The organism is Gimesia sp. (genome assembly GCF_040219335.1).
In the GTDB taxonomy this organism is placed as follows: Bacteria; Planctomycetota; Planctomycetia; order Planctomycetales; family Planctomycetaceae; genus Gimesia.
This window is the reverse complement of the sequence record NZ_JAVJSQ010000019.1, coordinates 351,317-373,426: the sequence shown is the minus strand read 5'-3', so window position 1 is coordinate 373,426 and position 22,110 is coordinate 351,317. Positions and strand designations below refer to the sequence as shown.

Genomic DNA, 22,110 nt, shown 5'->3' with positions numbered 1-22,110 from the left:
AGATCACACATAATCTAATTGGTTTTATTTCAAGGACTTGAGGGAGTCATCCATGAACAAGCCATCTCGGCACCGGTATCGAAAACCAATTCGCAACTTCTCACTGGCAACAGGTACGTTACTCACATTGTTTCTGTTCACTGGATGTGGTGGAAACGACACTTCTGCCCCCGCGCCAGCACAACAACAGGCCCCAACGCCCGCCCCGGCTCCCGCAACTCCTCAGGTTACACAATCCACGCCTGATGAATCCAAGCCAACACCTGCCGCGGAGAATGACGATCGGAAAATGATTGATGGGATTCCCTACGATGTCTGGTTTGACAATCCGCTGGCTGTCGCGGGCAACAATCAGTCAGTCCAACCCGTTGCTCTACCTGGAAACAATGTCGCAGCTAATACCACTCCTGCTCCCGCGGGAGAAATGAAAACAGAGCCTGCACAGGCGAGTGCCGGTGGCGGTTCCGGCACGGACTGGAAAACAATTATCCCCATGCCGATTCTGGAATCTCAGGTCAAAGACATCCGTAATCGTCTGACAAAGAATATGCAGTCGGTCGGCACCTATAATACAAGCTATCTTGAGATACCCACATTTACCGCAACCCTGGCGGCACTGGCTGAAGTTGCGAATCAGCATTCGGAAGATGTCGGCTGGAAAAAGAATGCCAAGTATCTGCGTGAGCTGGCGGCTGCTTTTACAGCAGAGCCGCTGATGCGTGGTGCCAAATCCTATCGCGCCATGCAAATTCCCTACGAACAGATCATCGTGATTCTAAACGGCAGTGCCCCTGCGGGACTGCCTGAAGCTGACGATAAGAAACCCATCGCCGAAGTCGCCTCGATGGGTGACCTGATGAAACGCGCTGACATTGCCTACAAATGGCTCAAATCGAATGTCGGTAGTGCAGATGCCCTGAAAGCAGAGAAAGAGAAGGTCATCGAGGAAGCACACCTGCTCGCAGCGATCTCCAAAATCATTACCCTGGAAGGTTACGGCTACGTCGATGACAAAGGCTTTCTGGGGCATGCTAATCCGATGCAGGAAGCCTGCCTGAAAATGGTCGAAGCTGCCAAGAATGACAATTTCCAGGAGTTTGATCAGGGAATGTCCCGGGTCTACAAATCCTGCACGGAATGCCATAGCGAATATAAAGAGTAAGAACATCCCTCAAGGCGAAACGACTCGCCGCGTTTCTGGTCTGACAGCTGCTAAGAAGAGAGGAAATCGACGGAATGATTGACAACTGGTGCTGCCCGAAAAGAATTACCTGCCTGCTGATTACGATTCTCTGTCTTTCCATTCCGGCGCAGGCGGATGTCATCGAACTGGTCAACGGTCACAAAGTGCAGGGGGATGTGCTTAAGCAGGGCTCAGACTATCTGCTGGTTGATATCGGCATTGAAGTGTTGCGGATTCCCAGCGATCAGGTCCGCTCCCGCACCAAGTCCGAATCACTCTCTTCCAATAAAACCAGTGTTTCCCAGAGTAAAGACAAATTCTATTCCGTCGCGGAACTGCCCGCGAAAAGCATCAAAGAACTGGCTCGCATCTACGGCGAGGCGGTCACGCTGGTGCAGACTCCCAGTGGACTCGGCTCCGGTTTCATTATCAATGACCGTGGTTACTGTGTCACCAATTATCACGTGGTTGAAAAAGAGACGCGAATCGCCGTCACGATTTTTCATCGGACGAAAAGTGGTGAATTCCAGAGACGACAGATCAAGGATGTTGAGATCATCGCTCTGAATCCATTTTTCGATCTGGCGTTGCTGAGAATTCCCCTTCAGAAAGACTTTCCATTCCGACAGGTGTACCTGGCTGAGGATGATTCCCAGCGCGAAGGGGAAGAGGTATTTGCAATTGGAAATCCGCTGGGACTGGAACGCTCCGTCTCGCGCGGCATTATCAGTACGCGTAACCGGAACATGCAGGGGATCGTCTATATTCAGACGACAACGCAAATCAACCCGGGGAACAGCGGCGGACCATTGTTCAACTCTCGCGGTGAAGTGATCGGCGTCACCAATATGAAGCTGATCCTGGGAGAAGGCCTGGGCTTTGCAATTCCGATTTCCTACGTCAAACATTTTCTGGATAACCGTGATGCGTTTGCGTTCGATAAAACCAGTCCCAATACCGGTTATCGTTACTTTGACGCACCGCGCAGAAAATCTGCTGAAAATGAAAGTAAATAAAAATTCCTGCAACCCGCGCTCATTCAGGCAGGTAATGTCCCTGCCTGCTGCTATGCAGACTTCCGGGCCAACGTTGAAAGTCTGATTGCAGGTTGATCTTGTCAGATATTTCAGACTTGCTACAAATTAACAGTTACCGACATTGTTGCGCTCTGGTGGTTCGACAGATTGGAAGAGTTGATCCAGCGCGAAAAATCTTAAATCCCCTCAGGTAGAGAAAGAATGAAGGCTCCCATGAGAAAGCCACTTTTGTTTTTCACTTTCATGTTGATGCAGGCGATGTTCCTGTTCTCCGCGCAAGACACGTCTGCTCAAAACCGGGTCACTGCCGTGCAGCGGATCCCCGATGATTCCATGCTCTACTTCTCCATTCCGGATGTAGAACTGCTGGAAGAAAAGTGGGCACAGAGCTCGATGGCGGAAATGGTTCGCGATCCCGCCTTCGCTGACATGAAAAAAGACCTCGTCCAGATTGTGGAAAAATACTCCAAAATGTTTGAGGCAGAAACCGACCTGGGCCTGAGTAATGTTCTCAGCATCCCCTCAGGTGAATTCGCGATTGCGTTCGTCAAAAGCGATGAAGGCAAATTCGGTGGTCTGGCTTTCGTCGAGTATGGCGAAAGCGGCGAAAGCGTCGAGAAGATCCTGGAAAAAACCGCTGAGGGGCTCGACAAGGAAGGTGCAGAACGAACGGTTCGCAGTGTCGACGGCACCAAGATCACCATTTTTTCCTTCGAAAAAGAAGGTGATGATGAAGGTCCTGTCAAAGTTCCCCTGGCGAAAAAATTCGCATACTTCCTGAAGGATAAAACATTTGTCGCTTCTAATGACGACAAAATCCTCGAAGGAGTTCTCGGCCGCTGGGATGGCCAGGCACAGGGAACACTGTCCAGCAAGAAAGAGTATCAGTACATCATCAATAAATGTTCTGATGCAGATGCTCCTGCTGTCATGCACTGGTACATGAACCCGATTGGCGCTCTGCAGTCGATCCTGGGAGTTGCCAGCCGTGTGAATCCTCAAATCGGTATGGTTCAGGGATTCCTGCCCGCACTGGGGATCACACAGTTGAAGGCCGTTGGCGGATCCAGCTATGTCGCTACCAGGAATTTTGATGCGATCTCGAAAACGTTTACCTATGTCGATCAGCCTACCTCCGGCATCATTGATATCTTCAAATGCCCGGCGATTGCTCAGCAGCCTCCGGTCTGGGTCTCAGACAAGGTTTCTTCTTACTATTCGATCAACTGGAGCATCACTGGTGCTTACGATTCTATCGAAACCCTCTTCGATGGATTCCAGGGGCGTCCCGGTGCCTTGGCTGCCATCATTGATCAGATGGCCGACAATCCCGATGGTCCCAAGATTCACATCAAAAAGGACATCGTTGATAACCTGAGCGGTCGAATTCAGATCGCGACTGAAATCAAAGAAGGTGAGCAGATTGACCTGACTCAGATGTCCGGGCAGTTTGTCGTTGCTCTGGGGCTCAAAAACTCTGATGCATTCCAGAAAATCATCGCATCGGTGACCACGCGGGATGATTTCCCGGGACAGGCACGCGAATTTCAGGGCACGACCCTGTATCAGTTGCCTGCTGCTGTTCTGAAGTCTCCCGCTGATGCTGCTTTCTGCATCGCAGAAAACCAGCTGTTCATCTCCAACGATGTCAAGCAGATTGAAAGCATTCTGCGGAAGGATCGGGGAGTCGGTTCGCTGATCAACAATCCAAACTACAAGCAGATCGCGGAAAACTTCCCCGAAAAAACCTCGATCATCAACTACCAGAATGCAGACGCACAGCTGCACGCCCTGTATGACCTGATCAAGAAAAACCAGGATCAGATTCAGGTGGAAGGGCTCGATCTTTCCAAGCTGCCACCGTTCTCATTCTTCCAGAAGTACCTGCCTGTCACAGGCGGATACACCATCCCCGATGACCAGGGATTCTTCAGTTCTAACTTTTCCAAGAAACGGGCGAACTGAAGTCGACGGCTGAACAACCGCTTGACCCGGTGAGGCAACTCACCGGGTTTTTTCATGCGCAAACGAATATTTGAGTTCCTGCAATACTTTTCGACACGCGACGGGTTTAATCGTATAATGGCAGCTAAGTGCCTGTTCTCGTCTGTAAATCTACCGTTGTTTTGAGGAAAGTGACGACCATGCAACGCTTATTTCCCGTACTGGCTCTCGTTGGTCTGACCGGCTTCTCGCTCAGCCCCCTCTCGGCAGCACCTGAAGAAGAATCATCAGCGCAAGAAAAGGTATTCCAGCAACTGGATAAAAACGCTGATGGCACGATCTCGGCAGATGAAGTTCCTGAAGGAAAGCAGCGTTTCTTTGAGTTTCTGCTGCGTTCTGGCGACAAAAACAAGGATGGTCAACTCACGAAGGACGAGTTTACAGGCGGTCTGAAAAAAGAAGATCAGAAATTCGAGCCCGGCGCTGAACGCCGATTCAATCAAGGCCCCCGTTTCTACAACCGCTTCCTGAGTCAGCTGGATCGCAACGGCGATAAAATAATCTCGAAAGATGAATTACCCGAACCGATGCGCGAGCGAATGGAACCGCTGTTCCAACGATTAAATACCGACGAAATCTCACTCGAACAACTGCAGCGCATGGGACGCATGTTCGGAAACGGACGTCCGCCTCGACCCGAAGGCGCGAACATGAACTCCCAGGAACGGGCCGGACGTTTCTTTAAGTCCCTGGATACCAACGGTGATGATAAACTGACACTGGACGAAGCCCCCGAGCGAATTCGTCCCCTCCTTAAACGGCTCTACGAGCGAGCCGGCAAGGACGGGGATGCGGAACTGACCCGTGAAGAATTCATGAAAGTGATGGCGGAATTCCGTCCTGCACAACGTCCCGAACGTCAGAGCAGGGAGCGGAGCCGAAAACCAGCTGAAGAGGATGGTGAAATGAAGCGTCCCGAAATGCAGATGCAGGAACGCTCCCGCCCACGGTTTGGGACAAACTTTCCGCGCTCTGGGCCGGCCTTCATACGTTCCGTTGATCAGAACGGTGACGGAAAACTGAGCAAAGAAGAACTGCAGCAGGTTAACCGCTGGTTCGATGAAGTCGATCGTAACCGGGACGGTTTCCTGGATCGGAGCGAGATTGCAGGTGGGGAATCACGGAGCCGACAGCGCACCCGAAATCCGCTTTCCCTCCAGGAACTAAAACGGCCTGCAGCAGATCAACCAGAGAATAAATCCAAAACCGAAGACACTAATAAAAAAGCAGACTGACCCTGAACTCAGGAGCTTTGTTCCTGAGGCGCCGCCTGTTCAATCAACGGTGGCGGGCTGTCTGTTTTCTGCAGGTGTTGTACCCAGGCGGGAGGCAGGTTGAACCAGATCCAGTTCGTACGAATCCGGTACTGGCTGGTGTAGCTCCGCATGATCTGGTCGATCTGACAAATCCGCTCGTTCTCGGGACCACGGGATACGACTTTGCGAACCGGTCGGACATACATGTACTCGAAATACGAGAGCACCCCCCCCGGTTTCAGCAACCGGAAGTAGGCCTGAAAGATTTCGCTCACCAGATCGGTCGGAAAATTGTTCAACGGGAGTCCCGAGACAATGTAATCGTACTCCTCACCAACGCCGTACTCCTGCAGTGGGCAGTTGTGAATCGATGTCAGATGTTTGATTTCCTGAAAAGCACGTTCGGCATCGAACCGATTATACAGAATTTCGACGAACTTCTCATTCAGTTCAACCAGGTCCAGTGAATCTTCCGGGCGAATCTGTTTGACGATCTCGCGGGTCACCGCGCCGGTACCCGGACCGATCTCCAGAACCTTCTTGGGGCCCTGATGGCGTTTCATCGGCTCGGCCATGTTGCTGGCCAGAAACCGGCTGCTGGGAGCGATTGCCCCGGTCGTTTCAAATGTCGTTCGAAACTGTTTAAAAAATTCCAGATAATGCGACACGTCCAGGTTCCCGGGATTCAATCAAACGACAGAAATAAATAACAGCTCAGGAAAGTTTATCACGGCGGGCTGCGCCAATCTGCTGCGCCTGCGTGACAATATCGACTCCGACTTCCTGGCTCCAGGCGGCGATCATCTGCTGATACACGGGGCCCGGCTTTCCTTCTGAAAGGAAATGATCATTGTAACGCGTAACGGGCATCAGACAATAGCCACTGGAGGACGTCAATGCTTCATCTGCCTGAAGCAGCATTTCTTCGGAAATATCTGTTTCCACATAGTCCAGTCCAAGTTGCTTCGCTAATCGGGCTACCATCATCTGGCTGATTCCCTGCAGAACATACTCCGGACGGGGGGTGAGGATCGTCCGGTCCTGGACCAGGAAGAAATTACCGATGGTGGTTTCCGCAACATATCCCTGTTCGTCAAACAGCAGGGCACTCGCTGCGGGAACCTGTTTGCGAATCAGTTTATCGGCGCGAAACAGATGGATCCGGCTGCGGGACTTCACTCGCGGATCAAAGACCCGGGGATTGAGCTGCTCCACTTCCGAGCGGATCAGGTACTGACCGCTGGTATATTTCTGATCCCACAGTTCAAATGCGAGAGGAAAGGTGTGGGCACAAACTGTGGGAGTGCGGCACTCTTCCAGTGCTGCCAGCCCCAGGTAAGGCAGATTCTGACCTGCGGTAAAAAAGATCGTCAAACCCAGGTCCTGTTCCGCTGAGAGCAGAGAAGCGTTCTGTTCAACCAGTGACAGACAGATCTGTTTGAGCTCAGATCGAGGCAGGGGAGGATCGATGCAGGCATAGTCCAATGCAGATTCGAGGCGTTTCAGATGCTCATCCAGCATGAAAGGACGCTGCTGAAATGTGCGTACCATTTCGGTTACGGCCGCACCATAGACAATTCCCAGATCCGAAACCGCCAGCCGGGCTTCAGACTGGGGGATTATTTCGCCGTTCAGATAAGCGTGGGGCTCGGACATCGTTTGACTTCGTACTATACGAGAGGGAAATAGAGAGTAAGTCAGCCCTACTGTTTCCGCTAATATCCGAAATAGACGACAGGTGCTGGATAAACAACCGGTGCCGGAGCCGAATAAACCGGAGGCGGTGCGTAGTAAGGCGATGGGCCATGATAAGGCGACTGGTACTGTGAGTTCAAGTAAGGCCGTCTGCCAAACAATCGGACCTGCAAATACATCATATTGGCCACCATCCGGCAGCCGAGTGGAAAGGCTGAACACTCACAGCGGCGATGCAGTTCCTGCTTCAACTGCAAATCGCAATAACGCCTGTTAATTCCCGGAATCTGGTAACACTGATCGTGCTGGGCACAGCTACCTCGAAAATCGGCGCCCATAAATCCCTGCGGCGTCAGTCTCTGCAGCAGTGGTGCCCCGTCGGGACCACAAGGGTAGTTGCTACACTGGGCCCGGGCTGCGGAGGGCTGCAGCATGATCAACGCTGCCAAAACCACCAGCCCTGATGCCACATTCTGGATCATCATCACAAACCTGTCTCTCTATCTGAAAATTAGTCGACCTGAACTGCGTGGGGAGGGCAGGGAGCGATTCATCTGTCAAATTCTCCCTCGCTCCAGACTGTGATGCAAGTTTCTTTTACATTCCCCCTGTAAAACAGCTCAGAAACTCGAAGGCCGGCGCCAATTGTTCGCAAAAAAATGAACCAGTCATATGACATCTGAGTCTCAGCTCGATATACTGCCAGTGGGAAATATCGTGCTAACTTGAGATATGGCAATCATTTTTTTACGATCTCCAGTTGGAAATCGAGTGAATGATTGTAAGCATACTGACGAATTTGATTTAAAAGACAAAGGGATTGATTTTATGGCGATACCGACCATTCAACCGGGAACAACAAAAATTGGCTGGATTGGAACCGGAGTCATGGGAGCCAGCATGGTGGGACACCTGATGGATGCGGGGTTCTCAGCCACGGTTTATAATCGCAGTAAATCCAAAGCAGAACCGCTGATTCAGAAAGGGGCCTCCTGGGCTGACTCTCCCAAAGCGGTCGCAGAAGCAGCCGATGTCATCTTCTCCATCGTCGGTTTCCCGGCTGACGTCCAGGAAGTCATTCTCGGTGAAGAAGGAGCACTCGCTGGTGCTTCCGAAGGCAAGATCCTGGTCGATATGACCACCAGCGATCCTTCCCTGGCGGTCGAAATCGCAGAAGCTGCTCAGGCCAAAGGTGTGTACAGCGTGGATGCCCCCGTCTCCGGTGGGGATGTGGGAGCGAAAAACGGCACGCTGTCCATCATGATCGGTGGTGACGAAGCCGTGGTCGACGCATTGAAACCCTGCTGGGATGCCATGGGCAAAACGATTGTCTACCAGGGAGAAGCAGGATCAGGCCAGCATACGAAAATGGTGAACCAGATTCTCATCGCCACCAACATGATCGGCGTCTGCGAAGCGCTGCTCTATGGTTACAAAGCGGGTCTGGACCTGCCTACGGTTCTGCAGTCGGTGGGCAGTGGTGCTGCCGGCAGCTGGTCGCTCTCCAACCTGGGACCGCGGATCATGGACAATAATTTTGATCCGGGCTTTTTCGTAGAGCACTTTATCAAAGATATGGGGATCGCACTGGCAGAAGCTAAAAAGATGAACCTGAGCCTCCCCGGGCTGGCCCTGGGACATCAGCTTTACATGGCTGTCCAGGCACAGGGACATGGCCGCGACGGCACACACGCCCTGCAGCTGGCACTGGCATCCCTGTCGAATGTAGACTGGGAAAACCGCTCCTAGTCTCAAGCAATTAAATGAAATCGAACTGGTCGGACAGAATCATACCGGACAGTAAAATTCAAATAAGGTAAGATAAGCATGGCGAATCAAAGTGACCTGTTTGCAGGTCTTTCGGTGGCAATGATCACCCCGTTCAAGAATGGCGAAATCGACGAAAGCGGCTTACAGGCGCTGATCGATTACCATGTCGAGCAGGGAACCGACACCTTGTGTCCGGTGGGAACAACCGGAGAATCTCCCACACTCTCACACGATGAACACAAACAGGTCATTTCCATCGTCTGTAAACAGGCTGCCGGCCGGATCAAAGTCATGGCAGGCACCGGTTCCAACAGTACACGTGAGGCAGTCGAGCTGACCAAGTACGCTGAACAGGCAGGCGCCGACGGTGCTCTGCACGTGGCCCCATACTACAACAAGCCGACCCAGGAAGGCTTTTATCAGCACTACAAAGCGATTGCTGAGTCTGTTCAACTGCCGATTGTCGTGTATAACATCCCTGGTCGGACTGCGAAGAATATTGAGCCGGAAACAATTATTCGCCTCGCCGAAATCCCGAATATTGTTGCCGTGAAAGAGTCTACCGGTTCGATGGATCAGGCTTCGCATATTCTTTCCTGCTGTGATCTGGCAGTTCTCTCAGGCGATGACAGCTTGACTCTGCCACTGATGGCGCTGGGAGGCAAGGGGGTTGTGTCGGTCGTTGGTAATATTGTTCCTGCCGATGTCAAAGCGATGCTGGCGGCATTCAATGCCGGCGATCTCGCCAAGGCCCGCGAATGGCACTACCGGCTGTTCACGCTCTGCCGTAACCTGCTGGGACTGGCGACGAACCCGATCCCGATCAAAGCAGCCATGCAGTTACTGGGGCGCGATAACGGTGAAGTCCGTCTCCCCATGACACAACTGGATGCCGATTCAATGAAGGTGCTCGAGAAAACTCTGCAGGATTATGGCCTGCTGTAAGGTTTCTGTTAAAATGGGTACCAGTGCTGAGAGACTGGTCGAAATCGTCTGATTTACGATCGCCCGTCAGATATTTACTCCGATTGATATAAGAGGTAACGCCTGTGATCTTTGGTTTTGGAAAGTCCCGGGATGAAGAGGAAGAACTCGAAGAAGAGATCGAACCAGTCTCGTTCCAGGGGGCGTTAAATGGACAGCCCGCGAATCTGAAAGATAATGCACGTCTGGTCAAAGCGGGATTGATGCCCGCTAAGAATATCATCACCGACGGGCTGGCTCTGCGGGCACAGATGATTCGATTTGAACCAAAGGGCGAACGGTATCAGGTGGCCTTTTATGTGGATGGCGTACCTAACCCGGGCCCCAAGCTTTCCAAACAACAGGGAATGGCCGTGGTGCAGATCATTAAACTGCTCTCCGGCTTGAACATCCAGGAACGGAAACGTCCCCAGCAGGGGGGCGTGAATGCGGAACTGGAAGAGGTGAATTACCAGTTGCGGGTCGCCACTGCTCCAACACCTGCGGGCGAACGGTTGACAATCAAAGCCATCGACGTGAAACATCCCCTGGATCGCGCAGACGATATCGGGATTACCGAGGAGCTGAAAGAACGCATTCGTTCGCTGAGCACCGGTCGCAACGGATTGATTCTGGTCAGTGGCCCCCCGAACTCGGGACTGACCACCACCACCTTTGGTGTGGTGCGATCTGTTGACGCCTACCAGTATACGATCTTCGCTCTGGCAGAACCGGAGCATCGCGAGTTCAGCCACATCGCAACCCTGGATGAAAAAGAGGGAGATACGTTTGACGACGAGTTGCGGCGAATCATCCGTATGGAAGCAGATATCATTTATCTGAAGCCCATCACGGATGAAGACTATGTCCGCAGCATCATGGGGGTCAAAGACGAGATCACCATGATCGCTGAGATTTCGGCCAAAGACGCTGTTACCGGGATGATGAAGTTCTGCAAGCTGGCAGGCAGCGTCGAGAAGGGCGTGGATACTCTGAAGTGTGTTGTAGGCTATCGCCTGATTCGTACACTTTGTGACAAGTGTAAAGAAGCATTCCGGCCCAACCCTAAACTGATTGCCAAGATGGGTTTACCCAAAACGACCAAGATGCTGTATCGTCCGCCGCGTGAAACCGTGGATGAAGATGGCAACGAAATCGAACCCTGTGAAAAATGCGACGGGCTCGGTTACTATGGACAGACCTTGCTTCTGGAGTTTATCGAAATGACCGATGAGATGAAGCAACTGATCATCGGTGGCGGCGATCCCGCCAAAATCAAAGCCTTGGCAAAAAAGCAGGATATGCCTTCAATGCAGAAAGACGGTATCCGTCTGGTCGCGGAAGGCAAGACTTCGCTGGAAGAACTGCAACGGGCATTCAAGCAGGGCTGATAGTCTTGCGGATGTGATCCAACTGATAAATGAGAGTTCTGCGGTCTCGGTGCGCCTGCTCGTCAACTGGCACAACAGGGGGACTGCGCTAAAGATTTCGATTGAGGCGACCGATACTCTGCTGATGGAGCCGATGTATTTTATCGATGCTCCACTTCACTCTCGATTTAAAGCATTGATCTTTTCGGGAGTAATACTTCGGTCCTATCCAATCCAGGTCACCTCTCACAGCAGCAGGGTGGCTGTTCTCTCTCATTCGCAGTTCGAGGTTATGATGCAGGCTCGCCAGAAACTCGTTCTCTTCAGTACAGGTTTGCTTTTCTTCACAGTCATCACGTTTACCAGCATCCAGAACCAGATGGTGCGTCAGCCTCACGAAAGGGCTGTCCCACACCATTATGAGTTTTACAGCATGGACGTTGTGCAGATGTTTCCAATCAGTGCTGAAGACCAGCTGAATGATCAGCGGAAAGTTCTGGAACAGTATCAGCGGGAGCGGAAGTCGGTGCAGAGTTCAGACAACGCCATGTCGACCAACTGAACATACACTCCGGCAACGCCATATCTATGTCCGCCAGTTGTGCTTGATACAAAATATTGTCCGATTACGCAGATTATACCGAAGATTCCAGTCGTGATTGTCGATAATAGAAGTACACACATGATAGTAATGCGTGACCTTGCCAGTCATTTCCCGTTGAAATGATGGATTGCGTTTATGGACAGACTGATCCCAAGGTATTACCGGCACTTGTTTTAACCTGTTTCCGTTTCTCCCCGACAGGTGCCATTCGACAACTTTACTTTCCGAGGACAATCATGGTGATTCGCCAGCTTAAAAATTGGTCAACTGTTGGAGTACTGGGTTTAGCACTGATGGGATTAGCGAACTCTGGATGCCAGACCAGCCTGGGAGGCCAGACATTGCCTTCAGCCTACTACCTGAATGATGACGTGCAGTTCTTCCCGGCCGGCCCCGAAGAGCAGTTGTACAACCAGCGGGAAGTACTGGAACAATACAAGCTTGAGCACGAAGCTCAGCAGCAGCAATAATCGCTGCCAGTTACAACAGGGGGGACCCTTTCGTAGTAACTTACACAGATTTCGCGCCTTGTGCCGGAATCTGCATGCGAAAGGACTCAAGCCGGACGATGAGAACGGGACTCTCGCCCGGCTTTTTTACGTTTTAAGCTCATCAAATCAAAGTGTTTTGGACATCTTCTCAGCCAGCCGCGTCAAAGCAGGGCTGACATCCATCGGTTTCAGATGGACATTAATCACGCTCAAGCTGTCCGTATTGGCCAGCGCCGCTTTGAGCGCCTTCTCCAGATCGCCTTCCGTGCTGACTTCAAAGCCCCAGCCTCCGCCGATCAGATCCGTAATGTTATGATATTTCCAGTCGGGAATATCATTGAACGGTCCCTCCTGCAGGAAACGTTCGGTCGTATATCCCTTATTATTCAGCACAATCACGATTGGATTGTACCCCAGCTTGAGGGCCGTTGAGAGCTCCAGACAGGTCATCTGAAACGCACCATCTCCCACCAGAACAATCGGCCTGAGTTCCTGATTAGCGACCTGGGCTCCGATCGAAGCCGGGATCGCAAACCCCATGGAAGTATAGTAAGCGGGACTCAGGAACTTGGTATGGGTGCTGATAGTCAAATCGACGGCCCCAAACAGGCAGTCCCCGACATCCGTCACCACGACCGTATCGTCACTCAGAATCTGATTGATGCTTTGGAACAGGTGTTTTGTGGTCACAGGCGCAGTTGGATTCACTTTGAACTCAATCTGCGGTGGACGGACCTGATCCGGAATTTTGCGCTTCACTACCTTCATTTTCTGCTTACGCAGTGCTTTCACAAAATCCGAGAAGACGACATCGTGAAAATGGTGGTAGCTGATCCGCAACTTCTCGCTGGTGGCGTAGATGCATTTGCCGGGATCGAGGTGCGCGGTGTAGATACCCAGATTAATATCTGTCATGAAGGTACCGAGGAGAATTACACAATCACTCTCTTCGACGTATTTCTGCACTTCGTTGCGCCCCATGGCCCCTTCATAGACGCCCAGGTATAAAGGGTGTAATTCGCTGACGACTGATTTCCCCAGTATAGTCGCACACATGGGGATCTGGTGCTTCTCCGCGAATTTCAGCACTTCTTCCCGCAACCCGAAGCGATGCAGTTCAACACCAGCCACAATGACGGGCTTCTTGCTGGCTTCAAGCAGTTCGGTAGCTTCTTCCAGTGACTCGCGGAGTGCATTTACATCGCTCTCCGGCTGGCTGTCGTCCGGAACATGGGGGACAATCGCCTTGGTATGGACGCAATCTCGGGGGATTTCCAGGTAAACGGGCCTCTTGAAACGCACACAGGCCTCCAGGCAGCGATCAATTTCATGAAAGGCGGTCATCGGGTCATTGAGAACTGCAGAAGCGACCGTGATTTTCTCGAAGACATCCCGCTGGGTGTGAAAATCTTTGACACGGTGATGCAACAGGGGATCGCTGGCACGTTCTGTCATACCCGGTGAGCCACTGATGACGATCACGGGAGATTTTTCAGCGTAGGCCCCAGCTATCGAGTTACACAGCGACAAGCCACCCACACAGTAGGTGACGCAGACTGCTCCCAAGCCATGCACGCGGGCATATCCGTCGGCAGCGTAGCCCGCGTTATCTTCGCGTGTCGTTCCGATCACACGAATCGGACTCTCTTCCAGCATCCCGTAGAACTGCAGCACAAAATCGCCCGGGATTCCGAACAGATCGGTAATCCCGTAGTTCTGCAGACGCTGAATCAGATAACTTCCAATCGTATGTACTTTTCCGTTCTGCTTGTTTGCCGAACGTTTTGTGGTTGTTTTTTTTGCGGGTAACCGGGACTTGGTTCCATCTGTTCTGGTGCCAGTTTTGCGAGCTGCCATCACAAACCCTTCCTTGCAAGATGAGTGGTTGCATGAGAATGTCAATGAATGAAGTGTTCATCATCCATTATAGCACTTCCACAGTCTCAAATCAGGGGAATTCGCATATTCCCTTAATACGACTGATGAAAAAGCGAGTCCGACAGCACTAACTCGCGCACTGCGCTCTGACTTTCAGCGCTGAATCAGCTTGCGGAGGCCCCGCCGCTCAACGTGTTTGACGGGCTCAGCTTCCTCCTGGGTCGGCTGAGACTGTGGGGCGATGGTTTCCCCGAACTGGCCCCAGTAACTTTCCAGCAGGCGATAGCAGTCCAGGTAGCGTTGTGAGTCCCAGGCCAGAGCCAGCGTTGAGATCAGCTTGGTCAGCTGACGGTCATCTTCGGGAGAAATTTGATGGATTTGCAGATCGACATCATCGATCCATAATTTTTCATTCCCCAATTTCTCGATCACGATCTGGGCATTCTGAATCTGTGAGGAGGGAATGTCTTTCACACGGAAGACGTACTTCCGCCAGTTCTGGTCCACACCGATGATGGCTGACTGCGCCTTGAGCTTTCCATTCTGCTCGGCTTCCAGAGAAATCCGCACCTGCATATTGGGTGACTTTGATTTCATCCAGACACCCATATTCAGATAGCGGCAATTCTCCAGAGGAATGGGATTCGTACGCAGGAAGTTATTTCCCGGGCGGGTATCCAGCACGAGTGAGGTGCGGCCCGAATGCGCTTCTGAGGTATCGAGATTCCAGGAAACCCGCTGATCCGTTTTAGACTCCCAGCCTGCGAGGATATAATCCCGTGAGTTTTTGGCTTCAAAATCCGCCTTGAAGACGACAGCCGATGCATCATCCAGTGATCGATGCAGTTGCACCAGCATTTTTTTCTTTTGATCGATACGCGCCTGTAGTTCCTGCAGATCATCCTGATCAATGGTGGTTTTGACGGAGATCAGTCTCGCCTGGGCGTCGTCGATCTCAAACGCCTGCAGATCGTAGGCTTCCAGGGAGATCTTATAGCTGCAGACACCTTCTGTCGTACGAGTGAACTGCACCGATTCGCCGTTTCCGAGCCGGGCCACGGACGCTTTTGATGTCATCATCAATGATACGGTCGCTTCGCAGCAGTAAGGGAAGTCGTTGACCAGATAGAAGACAGACTTGTCTTTCCCTCTGGAAAAACGGGTAATCACCGGTTGCTCTGAGGAGTCGATTGTCTGGAATGGACGGGCCGGTAATTGAATTAGTTGTGATCGCAGGGAACGTGTTGCCTCTTCCTGGCCAAAGGGAATCGTCCAGCCGCCATCAAATGTCATATAGGGATCCAGCGCCGCGATGGAATGCACATAGCGAATCCGATTGGCTGCTGCTGAGGGCGAAGCCTGAGTGGCCAGCCAGGTAAAGGCCGGCTGCCAGGGAGACATCCGGTCGAATTCAGGAATCCGGATTTCCAGTGGTTGGTGATAATAGACAACGCCATTAACGCGCGACTTGAAACTGTCATCAATGTTGGAGTGAGTGTTCAGAAACTGAAGATCGTACTCGGCCTGTTGCCCCCAAATGAAACGCTGAGGCCGGATTACGACGGCGTTCGTGATCTGATCATAGCGGGAAAAATCGAGCCCCATCTCCATCAATACCGGTCGAAACGGAGCACCGGTTTTCAAAGCAGAAATCACATTACCCTGCCGACTTTGCGTCGGAATCAATTCGCGGGCAGAAAACACCAGTTGTGCGTCGGGTTTCGCTTTCGACAAAACTGTTGCAAGCTGCTCATGCAGAGCCCGGATTTTCTGACAGCGCCAGTCGGTCCATTGAGGTAGAGCCGTCGTGGTCAGGTACTGATATCGTTTTTCAAACCGTTGTGATTCAGCGAACCGGGGAATTCGCACACCTGTCTCCCGAGAGAAAGTGGCCACAGTCGCATCATCATAGCCCCAATCCAGTCCCGGGAGTTGTAGATAACCATTCAGACTGAGCTGTACCGCCACTCCCTGAAACGAAGGATGTGCCTGATAACGCTGGACCAGCTCAGTAAAGATGTTGACAATTTCTTCCTGAACCCGGGGATGCAGGGGATTGTAGAAGGGGGCCTGCCCGCGAGCGGCCACCTGTGATTTTTTCCAGGTCTGGCCGTGCAGGTTAACGAGTTCGACACCCACTGCCTGCTCAGACTGCTCCTCAATCAGTTTTTCCAGAGCCGCATTGACTGACGAGAACTGCAATTCAGGCACCAGGGTTAACTGCTCCCGGTCAAAAATCCGGAACAGCATTTCCAGCACGTCTTTCCGCTGAAGATCCTGCCCGGAAGAATGGTACACTCCCGAGTCATAACGTGGAGTTGGCTGTAAGTGCCGGGAAGGATAGATCGCACTGCCATCGGCTGCGACACCCAGGAGGACACTGTTAAAGCTCTGGTATTTCAGATACTGTGCCAACCGGCCTCCCGCCTCATAAAAGGTCTGCCAGTCATCCAGACTGCGATGACTGTTGATGTCCAGGACCTGTGCAGCGCCAAATATTTCGGGGAGCAGCGGCTTTTGCAGATAGGGTCCCACGAGTCGTTTTTTCTCTGTGGGTTGCGAAAGCTCTGTCGACTCCTCATTTTTATTACTCGCCAATTCATAAACCGAGACCTCAGCCACTTCTGCGGCTCCAGGATGTCCCAGACTATGGAATAGCAACACGGGATTGGTGACTTTAGGCCAGAACAGCAGTTCGGCCCGTGATTCTGTCTCCCGTTTCTGCAGGTTCGAGGCAGGGGATGCTGCAGCGTGGTAGACGCCCCCATCAATGCCAACCGGAACCAGTTGCCCTGCGGCGTCTGGTTCCAGCAGACTGAACCCCAGATGGGTATCTGTTGACTCAGGATAGGTGATCACCAGCTTATGTGGCAGGTGCGGATGCCTGATTTTCAAGTGGTAAGCAGACCAGGGTGCTGCTGCCGAAGTGTCCGCAGGTAATTCCTTGCCAGATTTAAACAATGAGCGAAACGAATTGCGGAGCCGGTTGCGCGCCCGCCGGGCGACCAGATCGTTCTGATCCTGTTTTCCATCCAGCGAAAGACTGTCGACCAGCACGGATGATTCACTTTCAGCCAGTGAAGTCGTCACGCCCTGGTCCAGGACAACAAACTGCGCCAGGGATTCCTGCCCCGAGTCCGCGTTGACCTGCAGCAGATAAACTCCTTCTGCGGGTGCCTTGAACTCCAGAGAGATACCTGTTTTGGTAAGGTTCTCTTGTGACACCTCGGAAAGTTTGATTTGGCCTTCCAACACCGCTTCCGTGCTGCGGGCCCGAGTGACTTGCCAGCTGAGAACATCGTCTGAGGAGATTTCTTTTCCGTGCAAAAAGGCGGGAACAACCTGAAACCGAACTGATTCTGCCGGCTCATACACCAAATGGGGGCGGTCGACCTGCAGAGCCAGCTTTTTCCCAGGGGCCTGCTGCACAATCAACTGAGCACCGGTCTGGGAGATCGGCAGGATCTCTTTCTGCTGCATCAGTTCGTTCAGCGAAAACTGCTGTTTCAAAGTGATCGAGGAGTCATTGCGATCCTGGAGAAAGACCTGCAGCTTAGCAGCAGGAGTCCCCTGGACATCAAATTCAATACTGTTGAATACCCGACTGGTCCGAGGCTGATACAGTACGGCCCCCTGATCCCGGGTGATGACAGAAATTTCGTCGGCATCGACTCCCAGCGAGCGAACCGCAGTAATTTCGCCCTCAGTCAGTTCGAAGCGTGCATTCCAGAGTCGAGGAGTCTGCTCCCCCCATTCAACCCGCAGTCGGGTGGAGACAGCAGTATCGCCGTCTGCGAGCGCCGAACTGGCAAGCAGGCAGATGAAACCACAGATCAATAGAATTCGTTTCCGAATATGTGTCACAGATTTTCCACTAACACAGACAGTAGCGAAAGGCCCAGGAAATGCATTTAGCCTGAACGGAAAACAGACGAAGAGGGGAATCACTTTAGAAATGAATAACAGGCGAGGGGCATGCATTATATTAATTTCGGAATTCAGGCCAACCCCAATTAATATTTTCCTGCATCTGCACGAAACGTACCGTTTTTCCCAGGAACCCTCTTGACGAAAATCCGCAAACCTGCAAAAAAACGTCTCCTCTCTCGCAACTGTCTTTAAGACTCTCAATCCACAAGCAGTTGTCATTCGTTTGAATCTCGAAAGCATATCTTGTTGTAAACGTCTCCGCTTTCGGAATTGAAACACCAAATCCTCATACCTCTCAAAACCCCAATACCTGCCTGGACTAATCATGATGTTAAAAAACGGTTTCTCTCTGGTCAGTGGCCTGCTTCTACTTGTATCGGTAACAGGTTGTGCTTCCATGGTCGAAATGAAGACCATTGAGCAGTTTGCACAGGCAATGGAAAAAGAAGACATCCGAAAACTGAAACATCACACCACCATGAAGTTTTCCAAGGTGGCATTCAGAGACAAGTCGTCGCTGGATGACCTGAAGGTTCTCAATATTCCGACCGGTGAAGCCACGATTGTAGAAATCAAGGATGTTTCCGAGAACCACAAAAAAGTGGTTGTTGAAGTCGGTAAAAACAAAAAGAAACTGCTCTACGAGTTGAAGAAAGTCACCAAGACCGGAGAGTGGGTTGTTGATGACATTTATATCAACCAGAAATCGAAAAACCTGAACGTGATGAAGTCGGTCACCGAGCAGATGGATCTGTTAGTGACCATCCGCGAATTTGTCGATGCCTGGGAAGACGGTAACCGTGATGACATTCTGGCATCCACAGACGGCGAATTCAAAGAAACCCTGGAGCAGTTACACCCCGCGTTCCTGGCCAAGCTTTCCCAGCGAATCGCCGGCGAATCTTCCAACACAAAACGTAAACGCCCCGACGCCCAGATGGATAAAGACATCGCCATTATTCGTATTTCGCGACGGTCAGGGCAGATGATCATCACGATGAAACTCAACGAAGGCAAATGGAAAGCGACTGACGTCGCCGTCGAATCCCGCGAGGACGGGAATCATGTGAAGTCAGCGAAAAAAGAAGCCAAGATGCTGCTGGCAGTCAGCAACTTCCTGGATGCTTACAACCAGGATGACAAAGTCGCCCTGAAAAAATTCTCGGCCGACAAGTTCTACCAGGGCAGCCTGAACTTTGGAGACCTCAAGGTAGCTCCCCTTCCGGAATCGCAGATGGCTGCAGCAGATTACGAACTGAAAGTGGAAGACAAACTGGCCAATTTCATCACTCAGAAAGACGGGAAGATGGTCAACCTCTCCCTGCTCAAGATTGAGTCTGATGAAATGGATATCCCCGATCAGTACCTGGTTGAAGAAGTGACACTGTTCCAGGATCATGGGAATCAGCAGGTCACTCTGACCTCACTGTTCTCTTCCCGCGCGATCACATTGTTGTTCAATGAAGCTTTGACTAAACGGGATGTCAAGATTCTGGGTTTCAGTTCGACTCCCGATTTAAACCGGCGCGTCTGGGAGAAGGTCAATCCCAACCTGGTCGCCCAACTGCCTGTTGACGAAATCGCACAGCCAGGCTTTGAGATCCTGGACATCGACTTCAATGGTTCTGTTACGAAGGTCCATGCCCGACAGGGGAACCTGCCGTTAACTTACATCCTGCGTGATCACCTGGGACAACTGCTGGTCGATGATATCGAACTCGACCTGCAGGGCAGACCATCGTCTGTGAAAGCCACCCTGGAGCTGCTGGTTCAGGTACAGAACTACGCCTACGACATGCACGAAAACAATATTCGCAATCTACAGCGTCACTCGACTCGTGACTTCAATGAACTGGTCTGGAGACAGGTTGATCGGGTTCCTCAGATCGCCTTCTCTATCCCGGAACTGCTGATGTCACGATTAACGACAATGGAACTGAATGAAAACCAGGGTTATGCTCGCCTCAAACTGGGTGATGACCAGCAGGGTGCCACAGTGATAATCAAGCGTCAGCACGATGAGTATGTGATTGATGATATCATGATTCACTCGGACAAAGTGGCTTCCCGCTATGTCTCCACCAAGAAGGAGCTCCGCCTGGCAATGGCAGCGGACTCCGGACTGCTGCGAAACAATCAGGCGGTACAGGCGACATACACCATCTCAAACAAAACTCCCTCCGAAGAACGTTCTACCATCTCGATTCCAGAAGTAGAGCCGGCTGGCTTTGAAGTTCCACAGGAAGAGCCCTAGAACTGGTCAACGGGGCCCTGATCCTGGGGAGTACTGAGATAGCGGATGTGTTTGTGAACACTTACATTGATACTTTGATACCGGGTTTTAAGGTGGCCGGTATCAAACAGGTCATCTTTAAGCAGCTCCAGGTCATCAGACCCAACCGCGTTCGTAAAGATTTTTGACAGGTATTGCACGCCCAGTTTCGAAGGCTGGTAGCGATGCTCATCATAGAACGAGGGGTGCAGGGTACGAGGGTGGATTCCCCGCCAGGCATCCCGCAGTGCATTGCCACTGATTGAGCTGACGTGGAATCCCTGCTGCTCATTCCACTGCAGGATGGCTACATAGTTGTTCTGCCGCTGGACCAGCAGGTCGACCGCTTTTCCCCCGAGCTGGGCGGCATAAAACCGGTCAAAGCGGATGGGACGTCCGCCGCGTTGTGTGTGACCAATTTTACGGGTGAAGGTTGCCGACTTGGCCATTTCATGTCGCTTCCTTGAGACAAAGTAATGATCCCCCAGTGACTCGATCAACATGTTCTGCAGAATCTCGGCAGCCCCACTGAAGATCACGTTTCCGGCAGGGTCGACACTTTGCGAAATGTCCCCCAGTCGTTTCCCATTCTGATCCCGGAGTCCTTCGCCGATGACGATCACCACATTTTTCTGTGTGTCGTAGAGTTCGCGGACCCGGCGTTCGAATCGATCGTAATCCAGGGGGACTTCCGGAATCAGGACGATATCGGGTTGTCCATAGGCGGCCCCTAATGCAAGATATCCCGATTCCCGTCCCATGACTTCGATAATCGCGATCCGTCGGTGGCTTTCGGCGGTGGTTCGAATACGCTGCACGCCCTGCACACAGACGTAGACCGCGGTCGCATAGCCGGGTGTCGCGTAGTTGACCATGTCATCCAGCTCCAGATCCTGCTTGGCCGGCAGCTTGCGAAGCTTCTCTTTCCCGGTCTCCGGGTTCGTTTCCTTCACCCATTCATTTGGTTCATCGAGGTAATTCAACCCGAGATCGTTATCGATGGTTTTGGGAGCCAGCACACAAGGCATGAACTGCGAGATCGGCTGCATGCCATTCAAAGTTCCGTCGCCGCCGATACAGATCAAGCCTTCGATCCCGAGCTGATCCAGGCGTTTCTTAACCACCTGCAGTTCACCGGCATGGGACTCATCAATATAGGTGCGGGATGAACCCAGAATCGTACCACCGCAGCGGGGATCGAGTTCAGGAAGAGTTGAATAGAGTGGATTCAACCTGATGTGAGGTACGGCGGGGTCGAGCAGTCCGCCAAAGCCTTTGATAATCCCCACGACTTCCAGCCGTAGTTCGTTTGCACGCTCCACAGCTCCGAAGATTGTGGCATTCAATGCGGGCGTGTCACCACCTGCCGTTAAAAGAGCAATCCGACGCATAGCGGTCCTTTCATGCTGAACTGCGGGTAGCTGGTTGGGAATACATCGATGTATTCGCCATTTCTGTCAGACAGAAAATGAGTGTAATCCAGCCGGATCTTTGATTTCCTATTTACGGTATCAGGGTTGATTCGATAAGATTTCAGCCGCTTACACTACTGTCTATTATCGCAAGAATCCCGTTTTCTTCGCGAACCCGGTTGCGAATTATGATGTAGTTTCTTAGAGATTGCATGTGTTTTTTTATGTTTCCTGAAAAATCGCAT

The 22,110-nt window shown here is 51.9% G+C and carries 15 protein-coding genes; 9 read left to right on the top strand and 6 right to left on the bottom strand.

Annotation, left to right across the window (positions count from 1 at the left end; all coding sequences use genetic code 11):
* The first annotated feature begins 52 nt into the window (after nt 1-52).
* The 4 genes from RID21_RS16605 to RID21_RS16590 all read left to right on the top strand — a co-directional run bounded on the left by RID21_RS16605 (nt 53) and on the right by RID21_RS16590 (nt 5,459).
* Nucleotides 53-1,162: a hypothetical protein gene (locus RID21_RS16605; RefSeq protein WP_350190715.1), complete on the top strand. Its 1,110-nt coding sequence runs from the start codon at nt 53-55 to the stop codon at nt 1,160-1,162.
* A 74-nt stretch (nt 1,163-1,236) separates the two neighbouring features.
* The gene (locus RID21_RS16600; protein WP_149340415.1) at nt 1,237-2,199 is read left to right on the top strand and encodes a S1C family serine protease; all 963 of its coding nucleotides are present in this window, start codon (nt 1,237-1,239) and stop codon (nt 2,197-2,199) included.
* Between the two features lie 234 nt (nt 2,200-2,433).
* A complete protein-coding gene (locus tag RID21_RS16595) occupies nt 2,434-4,185 on the top strand; it encodes a hypothetical protein (RefSeq protein ID WP_350190713.1) in 1,752 nt (583 codons plus the stop codon).
* 179 nt (nt 4,186-4,364) lie between these two features.
* Nucleotides 4,365-5,459, top strand: a complete 1,095-nt coding sequence (locus RID21_RS16590; protein WP_350190711.1) for an EF-hand domain-containing protein — start codon at nt 4,365-4,367, stop codon at nt 5,457-5,459.
* 8 nt (nt 5,460-5,467) lie between these two features.
* On the opposite strand, the gene RID21_RS16585 is transcribed toward RID21_RS16590, so the two are convergent.
* Genes RID21_RS16585 through RID21_RS16575 form a run of 3 tightly spaced genes read right to left on the bottom strand, consistent with a single transcriptional unit; the run spans nt 5,468 to nt 7,657 of the window.
* Entirely contained in the window at nt 5,468-6,148 is a 681-nt protein-coding gene (locus tag RID21_RS16585) for a class I SAM-dependent methyltransferase (RefSeq protein ID WP_350190709.1), read from the bottom strand.
* 46 nt (nt 6,149-6,194) lie between these two features.
* Nucleotides 6,195-7,136 (bottom strand): aminotransferase class IV, encoded by a 942-nt coding sequence (locus tag RID21_RS16580; RefSeq protein ID WP_350190707.1) that lies wholly within the window; start codon nt 7,134-7,136, stop codon nt 6,195-6,197.
* A gap of 59 nt (nt 7,137-7,195) precedes the next feature.
* Nucleotides 7,196-7,657 (bottom strand): phospholipase A2 family protein, encoded by a 462-nt coding sequence (locus tag RID21_RS16575; protein WP_350190966.1) that lies wholly within the window; start codon nt 7,655-7,657, stop codon nt 7,196-7,198.
* Nucleotides 7,658-8,003: 346 nt separating this feature from the next.
* Between RID21_RS16575 and RID21_RS16570 the strand changes: the two genes are divergently transcribed.
* The 4 genes from RID21_RS16570 to RID21_RS16555 all read left to right on the top strand — a co-directional run bounded on the left by RID21_RS16570 (nt 8,004) and on the right by RID21_RS16555 (nt 12,352).
* Nucleotides 8,004-8,924 (top strand): NAD(P)-dependent oxidoreductase, encoded by a 921-nt coding sequence (locus RID21_RS16570; protein WP_350190705.1) that lies wholly within the window; start codon nt 8,004-8,006, stop codon nt 8,922-8,924.
* Nucleotides 8,925-9,002: 78 nt separating this feature from the next.
* Nucleotides 9,003-9,890 (top strand): 4-hydroxy-tetrahydrodipicolinate synthase, encoded by an 888-nt coding sequence (gene dapA, locus RID21_RS16565; protein WP_350190703.1) that lies wholly within the window; start codon nt 9,003-9,005, stop codon nt 9,888-9,890.
* Between the two features lie 104 nt (nt 9,891-9,994).
* The gene (locus tag RID21_RS16560) at nt 9,995-11,299 is read left to right on the top strand and encodes a GspE/PulE family protein (RefSeq protein ID WP_350190701.1); all 1,305 of its coding nucleotides are present in this window, start codon (nt 9,995-9,997) and stop codon (nt 11,297-11,299) included.
* Between the two features lie 876 nt (nt 11,300-12,175).
* A complete protein-coding gene (locus RID21_RS16555) occupies nt 12,176-12,352 on the top strand; it encodes a hypothetical protein (protein WP_228030422.1) in 177 nt (58 codons plus the stop codon).
* 147 nt (nt 12,353-12,499) lie between these two features.
* Here RID21_RS16555 and RID21_RS16550 read toward each other — a convergent pair whose 3' ends face one another.
* On the bottom strand, nt 12,500-14,230 hold the full coding sequence (locus RID21_RS16550) for an alpha-keto acid decarboxylase family protein (protein ID WP_350190699.1): 1,731 nt from the start codon (nt 14,228-14,230) through the stop codon (nt 12,500-12,502).
* Between the two features lie 174 nt (nt 14,231-14,404).
* Nucleotides 14,405-18,115, bottom strand: a complete 3,711-nt coding sequence (locus RID21_RS16545; protein ID WP_350190697.1) for a family 10 glycosylhydrolase — start codon at nt 18,113-18,115, stop codon at nt 14,405-14,407.
* 391 nt (nt 18,116-18,506) lie between these two features.
* On the opposite strand from RID21_RS16545, the gene RID21_RS16540 reads away from it, so the two are divergent.
* A complete protein-coding gene (locus RID21_RS16540) occupies nt 18,507-20,435 on the top strand; it encodes a hypothetical protein (RefSeq protein WP_350190695.1) in 1,929 nt (642 codons plus the stop codon).
* On the opposite strand, the gene RID21_RS16535 is transcribed toward RID21_RS16540, so the two are convergent.
* Nucleotides 20,432-21,844, bottom strand: coding sequence for a 6-phosphofructokinase (locus RID21_RS16535; protein ID WP_145185153.1), 1,413 nt, complete (start codon nt 21,842-21,844; stop codon nt 20,432-20,434). The two genes, RID21_RS16540 and RID21_RS16535, sit on opposite strands and share 4 nt — an antisense overlap.
* Nucleotides 21,845-22,110 lie beyond the last annotated feature (266 nt).

Excerpts from the sequence above, each read along its gene's own strand:
- RID21_RS16605 (WP_350190715.1), top strand. The coding sequence starts at position 53 with ATGAACAAGCCATCTCGGCACCGGTATCGAAAACCAATTCGCAACTTC.
- RID21_RS16600 (WP_149340415.1), top strand. The coding sequence starts at position 1,237 with ATGATTGACAACTGGTGCTGCCCGAAAAGAATTACCTGCCTGCTGATT.
- RID21_RS16595 (WP_350190713.1), top strand. The coding sequence starts at position 2,434 with ATGAGAAAGCCACTTTTGTTTTTCACTTTCATGTTGATGCAGGCGATG.
- RID21_RS16590 (WP_350190711.1), top strand. The coding sequence starts at position 4,365 with ATGCAACGCTTATTTCCCGTACTGGCTCTCGTTGGTCTGACCGGCTTC.
- RID21_RS16580 (WP_350190707.1), bottom strand. The coding sequence starts at position 7,136 with ATGTCCGAGCCCCACGCTTATCTGAACGGCGAAATAATCCCCCAGTCT.
- RID21_RS16575 (WP_350190966.1), bottom strand. The coding sequence starts at position 7,657 with ATGATCCAGAATGTGGCATCAGGGCTGGTGGTTTTGGCAGCGTTGATC.
- RID21_RS16570 (WP_350190705.1), top strand. The coding sequence starts at position 8,004 with ATGGCGATACCGACCATTCAACCGGGAACAACAAAAATTGGCTGGATT.
- dapA (WP_350190703.1), top strand. The coding sequence starts at position 9,003 with ATGGCGAATCAAAGTGACCTGTTTGCAGGTCTTTCGGTGGCAATGATC.
- RID21_RS16555 (WP_228030422.1), top strand. The coding sequence starts at position 12,176 with ATGGGATTAGCGAACTCTGGATGCCAGACCAGCCTGGGAGGCCAGACA.
- RID21_RS16550 (WP_350190699.1), bottom strand. The coding sequence starts at position 14,230 with ATGGCAGCTCGCAAAACTGGCACCAGAACAGATGGAACCAAGTCCCGG.
- RID21_RS16540 (WP_350190695.1), top strand. The coding sequence starts at position 18,507 with ATGATGTTAAAAAACGGTTTCTCTCTGGTCAGTGGCCTGCTTCTACTT.
- RID21_RS16535 (WP_145185153.1), bottom strand. The coding sequence starts at position 21,844 with ATGCGTCGGATTGCTCTTTTAACGGCAGGTGGTGACACGCCCGCATTG.